Raw genomic sequence first — 20,100 nt, 5'->3', positions numbered from 1 at the left:
TCCGGCGCAGCAAACTCGCCGGATTCGAAGTCATCGCCGCTCCCATGGCACAATCGGTGGCGTGCGAGCGGTCTTGTGGGACATGGACGGCACTCTCGTCGACTCCGAAAAGCTGTGGGATGTCGCGATCAACGAGCTGTACTCCCGCCACGGCCGGGTATTGCCACCCGAAGTCCGCGACGCCACGGTGGGCGGGTCGGCCGATGGGGTGATCCGCATCGTGTTCGCCGACCTCGGTCTGGAGCCCGATCCGGAACACATGGCCGAGGTTGCCGACTGGATGCACGACTATGTCGGAGAACTGTTCACCACCGGGCTGCCGTGGTGTCCGGGCGCTCAGGAACTGCTCGACGCGCTGCTGGCCGCGGGGGTGCCGATGGCACTGGTGACCAACACCCGCCGGGGGCTGACCGAGAATGCGCTCAATAGCATTGGCCGGCACTACTTTTCAGTCACCGTCTGCGGTGACGAGGTGCCCGAGGGTAAACCCGCGCCGGATGTCTACCTGCGCGCGGCCGAACTGCTCGGCGTGAGCGCCGAGGATTGTCTGGCGATCGAGGATTCGACCACCGGCACGGCGGCCGCCGAAGCGGCGGGCTGCCCAGTGCTGGTGGTGCCCAACGAGGTCGAGGTGCCGGTCAGCGTCCGTCGCCGCCACGTTTCGTCGCTCGCCGGCTTGGGCATCCCGCAGCTGCGACAGATCTACACAGAGCTGCAGTTGGGGCTGCGCGAGCGCTCAGCGTGAACGGCTGACCGATATCGGCGTGGGGCGGCTGCGACTGTGCAATCGTAGTTGCCACCAGGTTTCGCAGTGCTGCGGAAAGGACGCCTCATGGCCGGCCAAGGACCCACCAGCGACTCACCCACGGGATTAGAGGATGCGGAATTCTCGTCGGGTGGTACGGCGGTACGGATAGCCTCGGTGGCCGCCCTGGGCGGTCTGCTGTTCGGCTACGACAGCGCGGTGATCAACGGCGCCGTCGACTCGATCCAGGAAGACTTCGGCATCGGGAACGCCGAGCTCGGCTTCGCCGTCGCGTCGGCGTTGCTCGGCGCCGCCGCCGGTGCGATGTCCGCAGGCCGGATCGCCGACCGCATCGGCCGCATCTCGGTCATGAAGATCGCGGCGGTGTTCTTCCTCATCAGCGCCATTGGCACGGGCCTGGCGCCCAACGTCGCGACCGTCGTCATCTTCCGGATCGTCGGTGGTATCGGCGTCGGCATCGCCTCGGTGATCGCCCCGGCCTACATCGCCGAAACCTCCCCGCCGCGCATCCGCGGCCGGCTCGGCTCCCTGCAGCAACTGGCCATCGTGTCCGGCATCTTCTTGTCGTTCGCGGTGAACTGGCTTCTCCAGCACGCCGCCGGTGGCCCGAACAAGGAACTGGCGCTCGGGCTCGACGCGTGGCGATGGATGTTCCTGGCGATGGCCGCGCCTGCGATCCTCTACGGGGCGTTGGCGTTCACGATTCCGGAATCCCCGCGGTATCTGGTGGCCAGCCACAAGATTCCCGAGGCGCGCCGCGTGCTGACCATGCTGCTGGGTGAGAAGAACCTCGAGATCACCATCAGCCGCATCCGCGAGACGCTCGAGCGCGAGGACAAGCCGTCGTGGCGGGATCTGCGCAAGCCCACCGGCGGGCTGTACGGCATCGTGTGGGTTGGCTTGGGCCTGTCGATCTTCCAGCAGTTCGTCGGGATCAATGTGATCTTCTACTACTCGAATGTGCTGTGGCAGGCCGTCGGATTCGACGCCGACCAGTCGGCCATCTACACCGTGATCACCTCGGTGGTGAACGTGGCGACCACGCTGATCGCCATCGCGTTGATCGACAAGATCGGGCGCAAGCCGCTGCTGCTGATCGGCTCGTCGGGCATGGCCGTCACGCTCATCACGATGGCGGTCATCTTCGCCAACGCGACTCTCGTCGACGGAAAGCCCAACCTGCCGGGCGCATCCGGGGTCATCGCCTTGATCGCTGCGAACCTCTTCGTGGTGGCGTTCGGCATGTCCTGGGGGCCGGTCGTCTGGGTGCTGCTCGGTGAGATGTTCCCGAACCGCATCCGTGCGGCCGCGCTCGGCCTGGCGGCGGCGGGGCAGTGGGCGGCGAACTGGTTGATCACCGTCACGTTCCCCGGTCTGCGCAACCACCTGGGCCTGGCGTACGGGTTCTACGGGCTGTGCGCGGTGCTGTCGGGATTGTTCGTGTGGAAGTGGGTCCAGGAGACCAAGGGTGTCTCGCTTGAGGACATGCACGCCGAGCTGCTGCACGAGGACAAGCCGCCCGCGCACTCCGGCTAGCTAGCGCGAGCGCACCGGCCGCGGGTGTGCGATCCGATACGCCGCGATTGGCGAGTCGCGTACGAAACCGCACAACCAGTGGTCTCGCCGGTCGAAGGGCGCCGAGCGTGTCGGTTTTCGACGCGATAGCGCGATTGTTCGACGACGAGTTACACGCTCGGCGGGGCAACGGTTCGGGAAGGCTCTCGTCGAAAAGGTCTCGCCCGATTACCGCGGCAAAGAACGGTCCGTCAGGACATACTGCGTCTGTGGAACCGCGCGATGGGACGTCGTTCGGCACGTACACGATCACGCGTTTGCTCGGCCGCGGCGGCATGGGCGAGGTGTACGAGGCCTATGACACCGTCAAGGGCCGTACCGTCGCGTTGAAGATCCTGTCCGACGGGGTTTCTCACGATCCGGCTTTTCGTGCCCGGTTTCAGCGGGAATCTCAGGCCGCGGCCATTCTGCAAGAACCGCATGTCATTCCGATCCACGACTGGGGTGAGATCGACGGTAGGCTCTACATCGACATGCGTTTGGTGCAGGGGCACACCCTGGCGGAGCTGATCGCAGAGGGGCCGCTGGCGCCCGCGCGGGCAGTCGGCATCATCACGCAGATGGCCGCCGCTCTCGATGCCGCGCACGCTGCCGGCCTGATCCACCGGGATGTCAAGCCAGAGAACATCATCGTCACCCCGGCCGATTTCGCCTACCTGGTCGACTTCGGCATCGCCGAGACCAAGGGCGCCACTCGGCTCACCGAGGCCGGCAGCCAGATCGGCACCCTGAAATACATGGCGCCCGAGCGGTTCAACGGCGAACCGGCCACCCCCGCGGTCGACGTCTACGCGCTGACCTGCGTGATGTACGAGATGCTGACGGGCGAGACACCGTTTCCCGGCGACAGCCTCGAAAGTCAGGTCGGGGCGCACCTCACGGCGTCGCCGCCACGGCCGTCGACGGTGAATCCGCGGATCCCCGCGGCGTTCGACGACGTGGTCGCCCGCGGAATGGCCAAGGATCCCGACGATCGGTATGGAACCGCGGGTGGTCTCGGCCGCGCGGCCCAGCGCGCCCTGCAGTACGCGGTGACCGCGCCGCACACGACGCCGACGGCCACCTCGCCGCCGCCCGCCGAAGCGACCACCACGACCACGCCGGAGCGCGGGCGTCGCTCCTGGCTGCTGCCGACCGCGATCGCCGTTGCGGCAGCGCTGATTCTGGGTGGCATCGGCGTGATCATCGGGCTGCTGGCCCGGGACAATTCGGGGCAGGCGATGGGTCCGGTCGCCAAGACCGCCGAGGTGGTGCCCGGACCGGACCAGAGCGCCCTGCACCAGTCGTGCGACGACGGGTTCACGTTGCCGAATGCCGGCGGGTTCGGCACCCACGCCGGGCGCGGAACCGCCGAAACGACATGCCTTTTCACCAAGAGTGTGCTGACGTCGTACTGGGCTCAGTATGGCAACGCCAATGGCATCCCTCGGGCGGTGTCGGCGCCGGGTGCAGTCGATTGCCGCAGCGTGCCCGGCGCGCAGTGCAATGGCTCGAACTTCGTCGTGCAATGCCAGCAGTACCCGGGCGACAACTGGATCACGTGTACCGGCGGAAACAACGCCCGCGTTTACCTATGGTGAGGCGCAGCTGCCGGTGGGCAGCGCCGCGCGATGCGACATCAGCCAGTCGGCGATCGTCGACAGGTCGGCGGTACCGTCTTCGAACCGACCCGAATCTGGTTGTGCGGCAAGCGCAATCGCGGTCGCTCCAGCGGGTGTGACCAGCACCCCCACTTGGCGCACCAGGTAACCGCCGGTCACCGACGGACCCCAGCCACCCTTGAACCGGGCACCGTCGACCACGCCGATACCCCAACGCTGCGCGGCGTCGACCTGCCCCATCAACGCGAAGACCGGAGCGTTCGACCTGTCACACCACGCCGCCGAGACGAACCGGACCTGGTCGGCCAACGCCCACTCTGTCTGGCCGAAAGCGCTGAACTCCGGCCGGATTCGTCGCGACTCAACCGAGGTCGGATCACCCGCCTGTCGCAGCACCGCGTCCACCGCCTGCGCGGCCCCGGTGGGATCACCGAGCCCGGTCCACAAGGATTCCGCTGCCGCATTGTCGGATTCGGTGATCGCGGCGGTCATCGCGGGCGTCACGACGGGCGGATTCTCGGCACGCAACGCCGCGATGACCAGCGGGACCTTGATCGTCGACCACGCTGCCCCACTGCGAAAGTCACCCAATACCAGCGGTTCCTGACCACTACCGACGGGACCGATCGCGATGCCGACCGTCGCATGCAGCGACGCTTGCAGCCGAGCGAAAGCGGCGGCCAGTGAGTCGTCCGGCGCGCGACGCGGCACGTGCGTGCCGATGACGATTCCCGCGGCCAGCGCCAGCGTGCCGAACAGCGCGATACCGGCGACCAGCCACACCCGGTGTCGGCCGCGAGCAGCTGTCATGGGTCGACCATCCGGTACGCGCCGTCCGGCTGTCAACGACACCGAGAGATCCTTTGAGAATCCTCCAAGGCCTCCGCCGGAAGCTTGCCGACATGATCACCAAGAGCACAGCCGCGATGGGCGTCATTGTGGCGGCCATGACCTTCAGCCCTGCGGGGCACGCGTGCCCCGACGATTCCGTGGTGAACCTGCCGATGACCGACGCTGTCCGCGCCGAGCTGATCCAGGCCGGTGCCGCGCTGACCGGACGGCCGGCCTCGGAGTTCCGAGAACTGCGGCCGGGTTACACCTACTACGCGTTCGACCCCAACCCGGTGAACACCTACTACTGGGCGGCTGCGCAATTGTGGAATCCCACCACGGAAGAGGCCGCGATCCAATTGCAGGACCAGAACAGCTACATGGTCTTTCGCAAGGGCGCCCAACCGGGAACGACATGGCTACCCATCGCTGTCGGCTACGGCCCCATCCGGGCGGGCAAGCAACCCTGCCCGGTGCCGCAAGCGGTGCGCGACGTCTGGGCCTGGCCTGCCGGGACGTGCTACCCGGGCACGAACTGAAGGATCGAATCGGCAAGCGAGCCCGTCAGTTCACCGATCGATTTCGATGGTGAACTCGTGGCCGCAGATCACGATTCGGTCGCCGTCGGCGAGCGTCGTGCTGGGCCGCAGCCGCTGACCCTGTACGTGCACGCCGTTCGCCGACCGCACGTCGGTGATCACGAAACTGCTGCCGGTGTCGACGATCACCGCGTGATGCCGGCTGACGTCGGGATCGTTGAGCACGATGTCGTTGTCGGGCAGGCGACCGATGCGAGTGACCGCCCCGTGCAGCACATGTCGCTGACCGGTGCCGTCGCGCAGGGCGGCGACGGCAGACTCGGCGCTGCCCGACGTGGTCAGGGTGTGCACCGCGGTCGCCCTGGCCGCCTGGCCCACATCGAGGCGCTCCTGGCGCAGGATTCGCTCGTTGAGCTCGTTCACCGTCGGCCCGGGATCGATACCCAAATCGTCGGCCAGCAGCCGCTTCAGCCTGCGATGGGCGGCGAGCGCATCCGATTGACGTTCGCTGATGTAGTACGCGGTGATCAGCTGTACCCACAGCGGCTCGCGATACGGGTGTTCGCCGACCAGGGCCTCCAACTCGCCGATCACCGAAACGGCTCGGCCGCAAGCGATCTCGGCCTCAGCGTGCGCGGTCTGCACCAGGACCCGGTCTTCGGTGAGGGCGGCGGCGAACGCCTCGGTGAAGGCGAAGTCCCGCAGATCGTCGAGCACCGGTCCGCGCCACTGCGCCAGCGCCGCGGACAGCCGCGTACCGGCCTCGCCGAAATTGCCCGCCGCGGCGGCCTGAAGTCCAGCGGTCTTCTCGGCGAGGAAGCGGTCGAGATCGCAGTCACCGTCGGCGACGGTGAGCCGATAGCCCGGCGGCGAGTTCGCCCACACATCCTGACCACCGCCGAGCAGGCGACGCAGATTCGACACATAGGAGTGCAGGCTCGCCCGGACCGCGGCCGCCGGCGACTCCTGCCACACGGCGTCGATCAGCCCGTCGGCACTGACCGTGCGGTTGCGGTTGATCAGCAGCATCGCCAATATCGCGCGCTGCTTCGGTGTGCCCGGCGCGACTGACGCGCCGCCAACGGTCAGGTGCAACGGACCCAGTAGGCCGAAACCCAGATCCGCCGTCGCCATGGGCACATTGTGACGCCATTTGAGAATCCTCCAAGCGCTCCGCTCGAAACTCGTCTCGATCGGCCGCAGCAGCGGCCCGAAGAACGGAAAACGCCATGACCGCACGAGTCACCCCCAGCCTCCACCGGGCATTGGCCGGCGCCGCGGTGATCGCCGTCGCGACCGGCCTGATGACCTGCTCGGTGGCGCCCAGTCCGGCCGACCCCGGCGCCGAGATGACCGCCGCCCAGGTCCCGTGGGAGAAGGTCGGCGCCGGTTGGATGCTCGCCGCCTGGAACCCGGTCCCGGGGCGGCGGCCCGGCGAGCAAGTGCCCGACGGCGAACCCCGCGTCGCACCGTCCACGCTGTTCCTGCTCGACCCGAACGGGAAGCGCTACGCCGTCGGCAGTCTCCCCGTCGTCGGTGCCGACCCCGCCAGGGACAACCCCGGGCATCCCGTCGGCCTGGCGGACTGGTCACGTGACGGCCGGCACGCCCTGCTCCAGGAGGTCGACAGGTGCCCGCAAACGCATGACGCACAGGGTTGGCACTGCGCCGATCCCAGCGCGCCCGAGGTGCGAACCACCTTCACCGATATCGACCTGACCACGGGCGTCCACGTCGCCTTTGAGGTTCCCGCCGCCGTCGCCGGGGAGTACGCCGGGCCGACCGATCGATCGGTCCTGCTAGCGCCCGGGTTCACCGAGAAGTCCGCGCTGCGGCGGGTCGACCTGAACGGTGCCGAGCAGGTGCGCTATCCCACCGATCTCGGTGCCGCAGGCAGGTTCACCGGCAGCTTCCTGTCCTCGTCGGACCGCACCCAACTGGTGGCCAGCGGCGACAAGGGCATGGTGATGCTCGGCGAGGACGGGGTCGTGAGCCGGACGCTGCCGGTGCCGGACTCGATCACCTCATGCCGGCCGGTTCGGTGGTGGACCCCGTCGGTGGTGCTCGCCGATTGCACCGACGTGGCCGCCAAGGGCGACCAACTCTGGACTGTTCCTACCGACGGCGGCCAACCGGCCGCGCTGACCGCACCCAACACCGGTCAACAGGATTCCGGATTCGGCCGCGACCTGCACGATGCGGCTGCCTGGCAGTTGCCCAGCGGTACGTATCTCCAGTCGCTGGGAGCGTGCGGCACGGTCTTCGTTTCGAAGCTGACTGCTGACATGCACACCACGCCGGTGACAATTCCAATCCTCGGCAATTCCAGCGTGGGCGTCGTCGGTGCGACCGGCGACAAGTTGATCGTCGAAGGCCACGCCGGCTGCGGCCCGGGCACATCCCTGCTCGCCTTCGACCCGGCGGCCAACACTGCCGAAGTTCTGCTCGGGCCGAAGGTCAACGGCGGCTCCGTTCAACGCGCGATCATCTACCCGGGATAAGGAGACCGTCATGATCAAGTGGACGGCAGTCGCTGTACTGCTCGCTGGGGTGGCCGGATTCGGCATGGTCCCCGCGGTCGCGGCGCAGTCGGCGTGCACAGATCTCGGTGGCACGGTGGACGCCTCGGCGCAGTGCCATATCGACCGCGCCGACGCCGGTTTCCGGTTCCACGCCAGTTTCCCGGTCGGCTATCCCGACCAGCAGGCGGTTGCGAGCTACCTGACCGGTGAACGCGACCGGATGGCCGACTACGCGGCGACGTTTCCGCCCACCGGCAGAGAGTCGGGCTACGAGCTGACGATCACCGGCAAGCCCTACCAATCGGCGGGCACCGAAAGCGTCGTGTTCGCCGCCCAGAACGATTCGGGCGCGGCCAACGAGGGCCGTCCGGCCACCTCGTACACCGCGTTCAGCTACGACCTGGGCCGCGGCGCTCCGATCACGTTCGCGTCATTGTTCAAGCCGGGCACGACGCCGGCCGACGTGCACGCCGCGGCGCCGAATCTGCCGGCGCCGGACGACTTCGGTGTGCACGGCTACCGCAACTTCGCGCTCACCGACGACGCGGTGGTGATCTTCATCGATCAGGATTTCCTGCATGTGGGCCCGCGCTCGGTGTCGGTACCCCGGTCGGAGCTGGCCGCGCTGTTGGCCTAGGGGACGTCGGTGTACTGCCAGCTGGCCCCGGTGGTGGAGAAGGTGAAGCCCTTGCCGGTCTGTTCGCTCATGCACGAGATGCCCGTCTGCTGCGAAATGTTGCAGCGGAATCCCGCAGCCGCGAGAATCTTGTTGAACGGCAACGTCTTCGGTGTTCCCGACGGCTGCTTGAATTGCTCGGCCGGCAGCGAAGCGAACTGCGGATCTTCTTGTGTGCCCACCACGATCGAGTTGGGGGCGGCGCTTTGCCCATCGGCGTCGGTCACCGTGTCCGGTGCACCCGTGACGCCGATCCGCCCGGTTCCCGAACTCGACTGGCAACCGGCCCAGGTGCGGGGGACGATCACGCAGCGCCAGCTGCCGCTCGGGCTGGCGAAGTAGTAGCCCGAGCGGACGTCGTCGGTCCTGGTGTAGAAATCGAACGCGTTGACCAGCTTGTCATTGCTGGGGCGAGCCGACGTTGTGGCAGCGACCGGTGGAGCGGTTTGCTCGCTGGTCTCCTTGGTGGTGACGATCGGGTTGGAACAGCCGGCCAGGGCCACCACCGCGGCGCCCAGGACGAACAGTGGCCGGGATCCTCGCACGAGACGTCAGAGTAGTACCGCACCGGAAACCGCCGTGACGGCGCATCGGCCCGCATGGAACAATCGCAGGCCGTGAAGACCTTCGAGGAACTGTTCGCCGAACTGGGGGAGCGAGCCCGGACCCGGCCCGCGGGCAGCGCCACCGTCGCCGCCCTCGACGGCGGTGTGCACGCCCTCGGTAAGAAGATCCTCGAAGAGGCCGGCGAAGTCTGGCTGGCCGCCGAACACGAATCCGACGAGGCGCTGGCCGAGGAGATCAGCCAGCTGCTGTATTGGGCGCAGGTGCTCATGGTGGCCCGCGGACTGACCCTCGACGACATCTACCGGAAGCTCTGACCGTGGCTGCCATGTTGCGTGTTGCCGTCCCGAACAAGGGAGCGCTGTCCGAATCGGCTGCCGAGATCCTGTCGGAGGCCGGCTACCGCCGGCGCACCGATCCGAAGGATCTCACCGTCATCGACCCGGTCAACGGCGTCGAGTTCTTCTTCCTGCGGCCCAAGGACATCGCGATCTATGTGGGGTCCGGGCAGCTCGACTTCGGGATCACCGGCCGGGATCTGGCCGCCGAATCCGACGCCCCGGTGACCGAGCGGCTGGCCCTGGGCTTCGGTTCGTCCACCTTCCGGTACGCCGCCCCGGCGGGGAGGCAGTGGACGGTCGCCGACCTGGCGGGCAAGCGCATCGCCACCGCCTACCCGAATCTGGTCCGAAAAGACTTGGCGGGCAGGGGGATTGAAGCGACGGTGATCCGGCTGGACGGTGCTGTCGAGATCTCGATCCAGCTGGGTGTGGCTGATGCGATCGCCGACGTGGTGGGTTCCGGACGGACGCTGCGGCTACACGATCTGGTCGCTTTCGGTGAGTCGCTGTGTGATTCGGAAGCGGTCCTGATCGAGCGGGCGGGCAACGGCGACGACGCGAACCGGGCCGCGCGTGATCAACTGGCCGCTCGCGTCCAGGGCGTGGTGTTCGGCCAGCAGTACCTGATGCTCGACTACGACTGTCCGCGTTCGGTGCTCGAACGAGCCACCGAAATCACGCCCGGCCTGGAGTCGCCCACGATCGCGCCGCTGGCCGACCCGGACTGGGTGGCGGTGCGCGCCCTGGTGCCGCGTCGCGACGTCAACGCGATCATGGACGAGCTCGCGGCGATCGGGGCCAAGGCGATTCTGGCCTCCGACATCAGGTTCTGCCGCTTCTGATTCGTTCCGCGGCGGACAGTCGGCGGTGTTAGCGTCCTTTACGACACCTCCGGTCGAAGGGCTGCCATGAATTACGTGCTTCTCGCACTGTTGTTCGCACTACTCATCGGCATCGTGGCAGGTGTGCGCGCGATGACGCCGCTCGCAGTTCTGGCCTGGGGCGCGATGCTCGGCTGGATCAATCTCGCTGATGCCCCGCACGGCCAGTGGTCGTCGTGGCTCGGCAACATCATCGCGGTGATCGTGTTGAGCCTTCTCGCGCTCGGCGAACTCGTCACCGATCAGCTGCCCAAGACGCCCAGTCGCAGGGTGCCCTCGCAGTTCGGTGCGCGCATCGTGATTGGCGCGCTTGCCGGTGCGGTGATCGGCACCCCGTTCGGTCACATCTTCAGCGGCATCGGCGCCGGCATGATCGGCGCGGTTCTCGGCACCATGGGCGGTGCTGCCGCGCGTGGCGCGCTCGCCGCGAAGTTCGGCAAGGACCGTCCGGCCGCTCTTCTTGAGGATGCGGTGGCGATCATCGGCGGGTTCCTCATCGTCTACTTCGCCGGCGTGAGCCTGGCGTGACCCATTTCGATGCGATCATCGTCGGTGCGGGCCAGGCCGGTCCGCCGTTGGCGGGAAGGCTGACCGACGCGGGCCAGACCGTCGCGGTGATCGAACGCAAACTCGTCGGCGGAACGTGCGTCAACTCCGGTTGCATTCCCACCAAGACTCTGGTGGCCAGCGCGCACACCGCCCACGCCGCGCGCCGCGGCGCCGACTATGGGGTGTTCACCGGTGACATCTCGGTCGACATGGCAAAGGTCAAGGCGCGCAAGGACGGAATCGTGCTCGGCGATCGCAGCGGCGTGGAGTCGTGGATCGAGGGTATGCCGGGATGCACGCTGATCCGCGGCCACGCCCGGTTCTCCGACCCGCACACCATCCGCGTCGGCGACGACGTCCTGACCGCCGGCCGGATCTTCCTCAACGTCGGTGGCCGGGCGGTGGCGCCCGACCTGCCGGGGCTGGCCGACATCGACTACCTGACCAATGTCGGCATCCTCGAACTCGACACCCTGCCCGAACATCTGGTGATCGTCGGCGGCAGCTACATCGGCCTCGAGTTCGCCCAGATGTATCGCCGGTTCGGCGCGCGCGTCACCGTGCTCGAGCGGGGACCTCGGCTTACGCCACGTGAAGACTCCGACGTCTCCGCGGCCATCGAGGAGATTCTCACCGACGAAGGCATCACGGTCGTCACCGGCGCATCGGACCTTCGATTCAGCAAGCGCGACAACGGCTTCGACGTGGTTCCCGCTGCGGGGGCGCAGCCCATCGTGGGCTCACACCTGCTGGTTGCGGTGGGTCGCCAACCCAACACCGACGACCTCGGCCTGGACCGGGCGGGGGTCGAGGTGGACAGCCGCGGCTACATCGTCGTCGACGACCAACTGCGCACCACCGCCGAGCACATCTGGGCGATGGGGGACTGTAATGGCAAGGGCGCCTTCACCCACACCTCGTACAACGACTACGAGATCGTGGCGGCCAACCTGCTCGACAACGACCCGCGGCGGGTCAGCGACCGGGTGCCGACGTACGCGCTCTACATCGACCCACCGCTCGGTCGGGCCGGTATGACCGTCGACCAGGTGCGCAAGTCCGGACGGCGGGCTTTGGTGGGCAAGCGGCCGATGACCAGGGTCGGCCGGGCTGTGGAAAAAGGTGAGACCCAAGGCTTCATGCAGGTCGTCGTCGACGCCGACACCGAAGAGATTCTCGGCGCCGCCATCCTCGGCGTCGGCGGTGACGAGGTCATCCATTCGATCCTCGACATCATGTCCGCCAAGAAGCCCTACACGGCGATATCGCGCACCATGCACATCCACCCGACGGTCAGCGAGCTGGTACCCACCATGCTGCAGGAGATGACCCCGCTGACCTAGGCGTGCTTGCGCTTGCTGCCGGCAAGCCCTTTGGCCGCAGTGTGTTTGGCGCCCGTTGCGGCCGGCGGCGGTGTGGCGGCGGCGCCGCCTGCCTTGACGCCGTTGATGTTGAAGCCAGGTCCGGACTTCAGGAGGAACTGGTTGCTGGCGAACAACGAGCCGGCGACGGCGAGGGGGCCGTCGCCCGCCTGGACCTTATTGTTGTAGCCCAGAACGCTGAAGACAGAGTTCGCCGTGCCTTGTGTTGTCGTCACCAAGAACGCGTTGTAGGTCCCGAGGTTGGTCGCGCTGCTGAGCGTGCCGAATGCGTGGACAAAGCTCTGGTCGCCGGTGTTGAAGGCGGCATTGCCGGAGCCGAAGCTGAGCACCTCCGAGCCGCCACCGAACAGATTCACAGCGACGTTGCCGACCCCCAGTGCTTCGGCGTTGGAGCTTCCGATGGAGACCGCGAGGTTCAACACCTCGGACGGGGCAGCGCCGGCGTGAGTGTCGGCGTTGGGCCCGGCCGAGAGCGCCAGACCCAGACTGGTGGTGACCGCTTTACTGCCGTTGCCGAGCGCAGTCGCAGATCCAAACCAGCCGAACGCGCCGGCGAAGGCGCCGTCGCCGAGGGCGAGCGCGGCACCGAGGGCGCCCTCGGCGCGTGCTGACGCCCCCGACCCGAGCGCGATCGCGATCGTGGTGGGACTGCTGGTGCACTGGGCGCTGTTGCCGAAGCCGAACAACGATGCGCAGCTGGCATGGGCCGTGGGGGCGCCGGCGAACCCCATGGCGCCGGCCGTCACTGCGCTGAGCGCGATCGAGAAGTACCGGTTCATAACGGGAGAGATTATTGCCCCGCCGTACGGGTAACTGACGGAACCGACAAATTCGTACTCTTCTGGGTTTGCGCCCGCTCTGGCATGCTGTTGGGCATGACTGAGCCGCAGTTCGGAGGCACCGAGGGCGTACCGCCGCCCAACTACCAGGCTCCGCCGAGTTACCCGATGCCGCCGCAGTATCCGGGCCCGGGTGGCTACGTCGACCCCTCGGCCCCGTTCGGGCGTCATCCGGTCACCGGCGAACCGCTGTCGGACAAATCCAAAGTCGTCGCCGGCCTGCTGCAACTGCTCGGGTTGTTCGGCCTCGTCGGGATCGGCCGCATCTACCTCGGCTACACCGGCCTCGGTATCGCCCAGCTGCTTGTCGGCCTCGTCACGTGCGGGATCGGTGCGGTCGTCTGGGGCATCGTGGACGGCATCCTGATCCTCACCGACAAGGTCCGCGACCCGCAGGGGCGCCCCCTGCGCGATGGATAACGTTCACCACCGTCGCACAACCCGGCTCTACACCGGGATCGGTACGGGCGCGCTGGCCGTCGGTGCGCTCGCCTACGTCGGCTTCGCCGACCCGCACCGGCCCGGCTCGCTGTTCCCGCCGTGTCCGTTCCGGCTGCTCACCGGCTGGAACTGCCCCGCCTGCGGCGGCCTTCGGATGACCCACGACCTGCTGCACGGCGACGTCGGCGCGGCCATCGTCGACAATGTCTTCCTCCTGGTCGGCCTACCCCTGCTGGCGATCTGGGCCATCTGGCGGATCCGGCGAGGGGAGCGGGCCTTTCCGCCGTCGGCGATCGTGATGGTCGCGGTCGCGGCCCTCAGCTGGACAGTGATCCGGAACCTGCCCGGCTTTCCGCTGGTGCCCACATTAATTGGGCAGTAGCGCTGTAACCGCGCTGATACACTGGAGCCTGAAATTCATCGGGCCGGTGCAGTCCTGAGACATCACACGTCAGACTGCGGCAAGGCCACACATCCTGCGCAACGCGCACCCCACCTTCCCGCCGCATGACCGACCGCGGAGGAGCGTGGAATGCTGTTCTCAGCACTTCCCGAAGCGCAGGGTCTCTACGACCCACAACACGAGTCCGACTCGTGCGGTGTGGCGATGGTGGCCGACATCAAGGGCCGGCGGTCGCACCAGATCGTCGCTGACGGACTGACCGCGCTGGAGCACCTCGAACACCGCGGCGCCGCGGGCGCCGAACCCAACAGCGGAGACGGCGCAGGCATCCTGCTGCAGTTGCCGGTCGAATTGCTCACCGACGTTGTCGACTTCGAGCTGCCCTCACCAACACCCAACGGGTGCAATACCTTTGCGGCCGGTATCTGCTTCCTGCCCCAAGACCCGGCGGATCGGCGGGCCGCCGTCGAACGCATCGAGGCCATCGCGTCCGAGGAGGGCATCGAGGTCCTCGGCTGGCGCACCGTTCCGGTCGACCCCGACGGAGCTGAAGTCGGCGCGACCGCGCTGGGCTGTATGCCGCACATGTCGATGCTGTTCGTCGCCGCGCCCGCGCGAAATGGTGCCCGCCCCGGCGGGATCGACCTCGACCGCCTGGTGTACCCGCTGCGCAAGCGGGCCGAACAGGGCAGTGTCTATTTCCCGTCGCTGTCCAGCCGTACGATCGCCTACAAGGGCATGCTCACCACAATGCAGCTGCCGCAGTACTTTCCCGATCTGCGAGACGAACGCTGCCGCAGCGCGATCGCGATCGTGCACAGCCGCTTCTCCACCAACACCTTCCCGTCGTGGCCGCTGGCGCACCCGTTCCGGTTCGTCGCCCACAACGGCGAGATCAACACCGTGCGTGGCAACCGCAACCGCATGCACGCGCGGGAAGCTATGCTCGCCAGCGCCACGATTCCCGGTGACCTGAGCCGACTTTCGCCGATCTGCACACCCGATGCCTCCGACTCCGCGTCCTTCGACCAGGTACTAGAGCTGCTACACCTCGGCGGCCGCAGCCTGCCACATGCGGTGATGATGATGATCCCCGAGGCGTGGGAGAACAACGCGAGCATGGACCCCGCCCGCCGGGCGTTCTGCCAGTACCACGCGTCGCTGATGGAGCCGTGGGACGGCCCGGCCTGCGTGACATTCACCGACGGCACCGTCGTCGGAGCGGTGTTGGACCGCAACGGGTTACGGCCCGGGCGGTGGTGGCGCACCATCGACGACCGGGTGATCCTCGCCAGTGAAAGCGGCGTACTCGACATCCCGCCGGGTGAAGTGGTGGCCAAGGGGCGCCTGGAACCGGGCAAGATGTTCCTCATCGACACCGCCGCCGGGCGGATCGTCAGCGATGACGAGATCAAGGATCAGCTGGCCGCCGAACAGCCGTACGCCGAATGGCTGCACGCCGGCCTGCTCGACCTGGCCACCCTGCCGCCCCGGACCCGGGTATCGCCGAACCACGAATCCGTGGTGCGCCGCCAGATCGCGTTCGGTTACACCGAAGAAGACCTGCGGATCATGCTCACGCCGATGGCGGCCGCGGGTCAGGAGCCGCTCGGCTCGATGGGTACCGACACCCCGGTGGCCGTTCTGTCGCAGCGACCGAAGCTGATCTACGACTACTTTGTCGAACTGTTCGCCCAGGTGACCAATCCGCCGTTGGACGCCATCCGCGAGGAGATCGTCACCTCGATGGCCCGCGTCATGGGTCCCGAGCAGAATCTGCTCGAACCCACCGCCGCCTCCTGCCGCCAGATCCTTCTGCATGGCCCGGTGCTGGACAACGACGAGCTGAACCGGATCGTCCACATCAACGACGACGGCGAGCAGCCGGGTCTCAAAGCCGCTGTGCTGCGGGCACTTTACGATGTGGAGCGCGGCGGGGAAGGCCTGGCCGAGGCCATCGAGGAGTTGCGGCACAAGGCCTGTGACGCGATCGCCAAAGGTGCTCGCACCCTGGTGATCTCCGACCGCGACTCCGACCACACCCGGGCGCCGATCCCGTCGCTGTTGGCCGTCGCCGCGGTGCACCACCACCTGGTGCGCACCAAGCAGCGGACCATGGTCGCGCTGGTGGTGGAAAGCGGAGACGCCCGCGAGGTGCACCACATCGCACTGCTGATCGGTTACGGGGCGGCCGCGGTCAACCCGTATCTGGCCTTCGAGTCGATCGAGGACCTCATCCGCGAAGGCGAGCTCACCGGAATCGATGCCGGCACCGCGGTGCGCAACTACCTCAAGGCGCTCGGCAAGGGCGTGATGAAGGTGATGAGCAAGATGGGCATCTCCACCGTCGGCTCGTACACGGGCGCACAGGCTTTCGAGGCCATCGGACTGTCCAAAGACGTGGTCGACGAATATCTGACGGGCACCGTCAGCCAACTCGGCGGCGTCGGGCTCGACGTGCTGGCCGACGAGGTCAAGCAGCGGCACCGCCGCGCCTATCCGGAGAATCCGACCGAGCGGGTGCACCGCAGGCTCGAGGTCGGCGGTGAGTACCAGTTCCGCCGCGAGGGCGAACTGCACCTGTTCACCCCGGAAACCGTCTTCCTGCTCCAGCATTCGACGCGCACCGGGCGAAACGACGTCTTCGCCAAATACTCCGAGGAGGTCAACCGGCTCTCCCGCGAGGGCGGAACGCTGCGCGGCCTGTTCAGCTTCAAAAAAGGGCTGCGGCCGCCGGTTCCGCTGCACGAGGTGGAATCCGTCGACGCCATCTGCGCCCGCTTCAACACCGGTGCGATGAGCTACGGCTCGATCTCGCAGGAAGCCCACGAGACCATGGCGATCGCCATGAACAACCTTGGTGGCCGGTCGAATAGTGGCGAAGGCGGGGAGGATGAAGACCGGCTCTACGACCCGCGCCGGCGCAGCGCCGTCAAGCAGGTGGCGTCCGGCCGTTTCGGTGTCACCAGCGACTACCTGGTCAACGCGACGGACATTCAGATCAAGATGGCCCAGGGTGCCAAGCCGGGAGAGGGCGGCCAGTTGCCCGGCTTCAAGGTGTATCCGAACATCGCCAAGACCCGGCACTCCACGCCGGGTGTCGGCCTGATCTCGCCGCCGCCACACCACGACATTTACTCCATCGAGGACCTGGCGCAGCTGATCCACGACCTGAAGAACGCCAACTCGCAGGCGCGGATTCACGTCAAGCTGGTCAGCTCGGTCGGGGTCGGCACCGTGGCGGCCGGGGTGTCCAAGGCACACGCCGACGTCGTGTTGATCTCCGGCTACGACGGCGGCACCGGTGCGGCGCCGTTGACCAGTCTCAAGCATGCCGGGGCGCCATGGGAGATCGGCCTGGCCGACACCCAGCAGACGTTGATGCTCAACGGGCTTCGCGACCGCATCACCGTGCAGTGTGACGGTGGCCTGCGTACCGCGCGCGACGTCATGGTTGCCGCACTGCTGGGTGCCGAGGAATTCGGTTTCTCCACTGCACCGCTGGTGGTGGCCGGCTGCATCATGATGCGGGTCTGCCACCTCGACACCTGCCCGGTCGGAGTGGCCACCCAAAACCCGGAATTGCGAGCACGTTTCAACGGCAAGCCGGAATTCGTGGAGAACTTCTTCAGGTTCATCGCCGAGGACGTGCGGGCGATGCTGGCCGAACTCGGCTTCCGCAGCATCGACGAGGCGGTCGGCCATGCCGAGGTGCTCGACACTGCCGACGGGGTGGCGCACTGGAAGGCCAAGGGTCTGGACCTGAGCCCGATCTTCGCGGTGCCGCAGACGTCGCACAGCGAGCGTCGGCGCGTGCGCGACCAGGAGCACGGCCTCGAGCACGCCCTCGACCAGACCCTGATCGCGCTGGCCGAGGGAGCGCTGGAGGATGCCCACCCGGTTCGCCTGGAACTGCCGGTGCGCAACGTCAACCGCACCGTCGGCACGCTGCTGGGCTCCGAGGTCACCCGGCGCTACGGCGCACAGGGTCTGCCGGATGACACCATCCACATCACGCTCACCGGCTCGGCCGGCCAGTCGATCGGGGCGTTCCTGCCGCCCGGTATCACGCTCGACCTCATCGGTGACGCCAATGACTATGTGGCCAAGGGGCTTTCCGGCGGCCGGGTGATCGTCCGCCCGCCGGACGACGTGCTGTTCCTGCCCGAGGACAACGTGATCGCCGGCAACACCCTGCTGTACGGGGCGACGTCGGGCGAGGTGTACTTGCGCGGCCGGGTCGGGGAGCGGTTCGCCGCCCGTAACTCCGGTGCGCTCGCGGTGACCGAAGGCGTCGGCGACCACGCCTGCGAGTACATGACGGGCGGGCGCGTCGTCATCCTCGGCCGCACCGGCCGCAACATGGCGGCCGGAATGTCCGGTGGTATCGCCTATGTGCTGGGGCTCGACCCGGCGATGGTCAACACCGCAATGGTCGAACTCCAGGTCCCGGATCCCGACGACCTGGTGTGGCTGCACGACGTGGTGACGCGCCACGCACGCCACACCGGCAGCACGCTGGCCCGCTCGGTGCTTTCCGACTGGCCAAGGCGCAGCGCACAATTCACCAAAATCATGCCCACCGACTACCGACGAGTCCTGGAGGCCACCCGGATGGCCAAGGCCGAAGGGCGTGACGTGGACACCGCGATCATGGAGGCAACTCGTGGCTGACCCCACCGGATTTCTGAAGGTTCCCAAGATCGAGGCCGCCAAGCGGACCGTCGACGAGCGGGTCGGCGACTGGCGCGAGGTCTACGAGCGCCAGGACCCCAAAGAGCGAGCCGGGGAAGTGGCCCAGCAGGCGCGTCGCTGCATGGACTGCGGAATACCCTTCTGCCACTCCGGAACTGCGGGGTGCCCGCTGGGCAACCTGATCCCGGAATGGAACGACCTGGTCCGTCGGGGCCGCTGGGATGCGGCCAGTGAGCGCCTGCACGCCACCAACAACTTCCCCGAGTTCACCGGGCGGCTGTGCCCGGCGCCGTGCGAAGCGGCCTGCGTGCTGTCGATCGCCGAAGACCAGACCGGCGGCAGCGTGACGATCAAACGCATCGAGAACACCATCGCCGACCAGGCGTGGCGGCTCGGCATCGTCGAGGCGCAGCCGGCCGCGATCGGCACCGGCCGCAATGTCGCGGTGGTGGGTTCCGGTCCCGCGGGGCTGGCCGCCGCGCAGCAGCTGACCCGCGCCGGGCACCACGTGACCGTCTACGAACGCGACGACCGGCTGGGGGGCCTGCTGCGCTACGGCATCCCGGAATACAAGCTGGAGAAGGCCACGCTGAACCAGCGGCTGGCCCAGATGCGTGCCGAGGGAACCCGATTCGTCACCGACTGCGAAGTGGGCGTGGATGTTTCGGTGGAGGAGCTGCGCAACCGGTTCGACGCCGTCGTGCTGGCCGTCGGGGCGTTGCGCGGACGCGACAACGACGTCGAGGGCCGCCACCTCAAGGGCGTGCACCTGGCGATGGAGCATCTGGTCCCGGCCAACCGGGAATGCGAGGGCGACGGACCGTCGCCGCTGTCCGCCAAGGGCAAGCACGTGGTGATCATCGGTGGCGGCGACACCGGCGCCGACTGCCTGGGCACCGCGCACCGCCAGGGCGCGGCATCGGTGACCCAGCTGGACTACAACCCGCAGCCGCCGGAGGTTCGCGACGACGAACTGAGCCCGTGGCCGACCTGGCCGCTGGTGCTGCGTACCTCGCCGGCCCACGCCGAAGGCGGCACGGTCCACTATCAGGTCGCGGTGCAGCGCTTCGTCGGTGACGACGACGGCAATCTGCGGGCGATGGAGATCGCCGAAGTCAAGGTCGAGCGGGTCGACGGCAGACGGGTCATCACGCCGGTCGGCGACACGCTGGAGATCCCCTGTGATCTGGCGCTGCTGGCCATCGGTTTCGAAGGGGTCGAGCACATGCCACTTCTCGACGACCTCGGTATCGCGTTGAGCCCGCGGGGAGTCATCGGCTGCGGATCGGATTGGCAGACCGACGCGCCCGGCGTGTTTGTTTGCGGTGACGCCCACCGAGGCGCGTCGCTGGTGGTGTGGGCGATCGCTGAGGGCCGTGCCGCCGCGCATGCGGTCGACGCGTATCTGATGGGTGAGTCCGATCTCCCCGAGCCGGTCCGGCCGCACCAATTGCCGTTGGCTGTCAGTTGAGTGAATAGCGTGCCGCCGCCATCT

The 20,100-nt window shown here is 67.6% G+C and carries 18 protein-coding genes; 14 read left to right on the top strand and 4 right to left on the bottom strand.

The annotated features are described in order from the left end of the window. Positions 1 to 61: 61 nt before the first annotated feature. The 3 genes from K0O64_RS17710 (at position 62) to K0O64_RS17700 (ending at position 3,921) form a co-directional block, all read left to right on the top strand. Positions 62 to 745, top strand: a complete 684-nt coding sequence (locus tag K0O64_RS17710) for an HAD family hydrolase (RefSeq protein ID WP_071943690.1) — start codon at positions 62 to 64, stop codon at positions 743 to 745. A gap of 87 nt (positions 746 to 832) precedes the next feature. Further along, a complete protein-coding gene (locus tag K0O64_RS17705) occupies positions 833 to 2,302 on the top strand; it encodes a sugar porter family MFS transporter (protein ID WP_071943692.1) in 1,470 nt (489 codons plus the stop codon). 248 nt (positions 2,303 to 2,550) lie between these two features. After that, a complete protein-coding gene (locus tag K0O64_RS17700; protein WP_071943694.1) occupies positions 2,551 to 3,921 on the top strand; it encodes a serine/threonine-protein kinase in 1,371 nt (456 codons plus the stop codon). Here K0O64_RS17700 and K0O64_RS17695 read toward each other — a convergent pair. Then, positions 3,913 to 4,752 carry a serine hydrolase gene (locus tag K0O64_RS17695; protein WP_156909737.1) on the bottom strand — a complete coding sequence of 280 codons (840 nt, stop codon included), beginning with the start codon at positions 4,750 to 4,752 and terminating at the stop codon, positions 3,913 to 3,915. The two genes, K0O64_RS17700 and K0O64_RS17695, sit on opposite strands and share 9 nt — an antisense overlap. A gap of 92 nt (positions 4,753 to 4,844) precedes the next feature. Between K0O64_RS17695 and K0O64_RS17690 the strand changes: the two genes are divergently transcribed. Further along, a complete protein-coding gene (locus tag K0O64_RS17690; RefSeq protein ID WP_071943696.1) occupies positions 4,845 to 5,312 on the top strand; it encodes a hypothetical protein in 468 nt (155 codons plus the stop codon). A 30-nt stretch (positions 5,313 to 5,342) separates the two neighbouring features. Here the strand turns inward: K0O64_RS17690 and K0O64_RS17685 are convergent, their stop codons facing one another. Next, positions 5,343 to 6,446: an AfsR/SARP family transcriptional regulator gene (locus tag K0O64_RS17685; RefSeq protein WP_071949757.1), complete on the bottom strand. Its 1,104-nt coding sequence runs from the start codon at positions 6,444 to 6,446 to the stop codon at positions 5,343 to 5,345. A 95-nt stretch (positions 6,447 to 6,541) separates the two neighbouring features. Between K0O64_RS17685 and K0O64_RS17680 the strand changes: the two genes are divergently transcribed. Continuing rightward, positions 6,542 to 7,813, top strand: coding sequence for a hypothetical protein (locus tag K0O64_RS17680; RefSeq protein WP_225933479.1), 1,272 nt, complete (start codon positions 6,542 to 6,544; stop codon positions 7,811 to 7,813). Positions 7,814 to 7,823: 10 nt separating this feature from the next. Beyond that, positions 7,824 to 8,471, top strand: a complete 648-nt coding sequence (locus K0O64_RS17675) for a DUF3298 domain-containing protein (protein ID WP_220045625.1) — start codon at positions 7,824 to 7,826, stop codon at positions 8,469 to 8,471. Here K0O64_RS17675 and K0O64_RS17670 read toward each other — a convergent pair. Beyond that, positions 8,468 to 9,055 carry a hypothetical protein gene (locus tag K0O64_RS17670; RefSeq protein ID WP_220045624.1) on the bottom strand — a complete coding sequence of 196 codons (588 nt, stop codon included), beginning with the start codon at positions 9,053 to 9,055 and terminating at the stop codon, positions 8,468 to 8,470. The genes K0O64_RS17675 and K0O64_RS17670 overlap by 4 nt on opposite strands. A gap of 54 nt (positions 9,056 to 9,109) precedes the next feature. On the opposite strand from K0O64_RS17670, the gene K0O64_RS17665 reads away from it, so the two are divergent. From K0O64_RS17665 to K0O64_RS17650, 4 genes are all read left to right on the top strand, one after another. Then, positions 9,110 to 9,391, top strand: a complete 282-nt coding sequence (locus tag K0O64_RS17665; protein ID WP_071943700.1) for a phosphoribosyl-ATP diphosphatase — start codon at positions 9,110 to 9,112, stop codon at positions 9,389 to 9,391. Between the two features lie 11 nt (positions 9,392 to 9,402). Then, complete coding sequence (hisG, locus tag K0O64_RS17660) at positions 9,403 to 10,257, top strand: ATP phosphoribosyltransferase (RefSeq protein ID WP_071949760.1); 855 nt, start codon at positions 9,403 to 9,405, stop codon at positions 10,255 to 10,257. A 66-nt stretch (positions 10,258 to 10,323) separates the two neighbouring features. Next, positions 10,324 to 10,824 carry a DUF4126 domain-containing protein gene (locus K0O64_RS17655; RefSeq protein ID WP_220045623.1) on the top strand — a complete coding sequence of 167 codons (501 nt, stop codon included), beginning with the start codon at positions 10,324 to 10,326 and terminating at the stop codon, positions 10,822 to 10,824. Further along, a complete protein-coding gene (locus K0O64_RS17650) occupies positions 10,821 to 12,188 on the top strand; it encodes an FAD-containing oxidoreductase (RefSeq protein ID WP_220045622.1) in 1,368 nt (455 codons plus the stop codon). The genes K0O64_RS17655 and K0O64_RS17650 overlap by 4 nt, the downstream gene beginning before the upstream one ends. Here K0O64_RS17650 and K0O64_RS17645 read toward each other — a convergent pair. Next, a complete protein-coding gene (locus K0O64_RS17645; protein ID WP_096311668.1) occupies positions 12,185 to 13,006 on the bottom strand; it encodes a hypothetical protein in 822 nt (273 codons plus the stop codon). The two genes, K0O64_RS17650 and K0O64_RS17645, sit on opposite strands and share 4 nt — an antisense overlap. An 84-nt stretch (positions 13,007 to 13,090) precedes the next feature. Here K0O64_RS17645 and K0O64_RS17640 point away from each other — a divergent pair, with 84 nt between their 5' ends. The 4 genes from K0O64_RS17640 (at position 13,091) to K0O64_RS17625 (ending at position 20,076) form a co-directional block, all read left to right on the top strand. Next, a complete protein-coding gene (locus K0O64_RS17640; RefSeq protein WP_071943708.1) occupies positions 13,091 to 13,486 on the top strand; it encodes a TM2 domain-containing protein in 396 nt (131 codons plus the stop codon). Next, positions 13,479 to 13,889, top strand: a complete 411-nt coding sequence (locus tag K0O64_RS17635; protein ID WP_220045621.1) for a DUF2752 domain-containing protein — start codon at positions 13,479 to 13,481, stop codon at positions 13,887 to 13,889. The genes K0O64_RS17640 and K0O64_RS17635 overlap by 8 nt, the downstream gene beginning before the upstream one ends. A 150-nt stretch (positions 13,890 to 14,039) precedes the next feature. Continuing rightward, positions 14,040 to 18,584 (top strand): glutamate synthase large subunit, encoded by a 4,545-nt coding sequence (gene gltB / locus K0O64_RS17630; protein ID WP_220045620.1) that lies wholly within the window; start codon positions 14,040 to 14,042, stop codon positions 18,582 to 18,584. Next, on the top strand, positions 18,577 to 20,076 hold the full coding sequence (locus K0O64_RS17625; protein WP_071943714.1) for a glutamate synthase subunit beta: 1,500 nt from the start codon (positions 18,577 to 18,579) through the stop codon (positions 20,074 to 20,076). The genes gltB and K0O64_RS17625 overlap by 8 nt, the downstream gene beginning before the upstream one ends. Positions 20,077 to 20,100 lie beyond the last annotated feature (24 nt).

It is taken from the genome of Mycolicibacterium pallens (assembly GCF_019456675.1).
GTDB classification, from domain to species: Bacteria; Actinomycetota; Actinomycetes; order Mycobacteriales; family Mycobacteriaceae; genus Mycobacterium; species Mycobacterium crocinum.
Note: the sequence above shows the minus strand (reverse complement) of the source record. Positions and strands in the feature narration are given on the sequence as shown.

Excerpts from the sequence above, each read along its gene's own strand:
- K0O64_RS17705 (WP_071943692.1), top strand. The coding sequence starts at position 833 with ATGGCCGGCCAAGGACCCACCAGCGACTCACCCACGGGATTAGAGGAT.
- K0O64_RS17695 (WP_156909737.1), bottom strand. The coding sequence starts at position 4,752 with ATGACAGCTGCTCGCGGCCGACACCGGGTGTGGCTGGTCGCCGGTATC.
- K0O64_RS17690 (WP_071943696.1), top strand. The coding sequence starts at position 4,845 with ATGATCACCAAGAGCACAGCCGCGATGGGCGTCATTGTGGCGGCCATG.
- K0O64_RS17685 (WP_071949757.1), bottom strand. The coding sequence starts at position 6,446 with ATGGCGACGGCGGATCTGGGTTTCGGCCTACTGGGTCCGTTGCACCTG.
- K0O64_RS17680 (WP_225933479.1), top strand. The coding sequence starts at position 6,542 with ATGACCGCACGAGTCACCCCCAGCCTCCACCGGGCATTGGCCGGCGCC.
- K0O64_RS17675 (WP_220045625.1), top strand. The coding sequence starts at position 7,824 with ATGATCAAGTGGACGGCAGTCGCTGTACTGCTCGCTGGGGTGGCCGGA.
- K0O64_RS17665 (WP_071943700.1), top strand. The coding sequence starts at position 9,110 with ATGGAACAATCGCAGGCCGTGAAGACCTTCGAGGAACTGTTCGCCGAA.
- hisG (WP_071949760.1), top strand. The coding sequence starts at position 9,403 with ATGTTGCGTGTTGCCGTCCCGAACAAGGGAGCGCTGTCCGAATCGGCT.
- K0O64_RS17655 (WP_220045623.1), top strand. The coding sequence starts at position 10,324 with ATGAATTACGTGCTTCTCGCACTGTTGTTCGCACTACTCATCGGCATC.
- K0O64_RS17645 (WP_096311668.1), bottom strand. The coding sequence starts at position 13,006 with ATGAACCGGTACTTCTCGATCGCGCTCAGCGCAGTGACGGCCGGCGCC.
- K0O64_RS17640 (WP_071943708.1), top strand. The coding sequence starts at position 13,091 with ATGCTGTTGGGCATGACTGAGCCGCAGTTCGGAGGCACCGAGGGCGTA.
- K0O64_RS17635 (WP_220045621.1), top strand. The coding sequence starts at position 13,479 with ATGGATAACGTTCACCACCGTCGCACAACCCGGCTCTACACCGGGATC.
- gltB (WP_220045620.1), top strand. The coding sequence starts at position 14,040 with ATGCTGTTCTCAGCACTTCCCGAAGCGCAGGGTCTCTACGACCCACAA.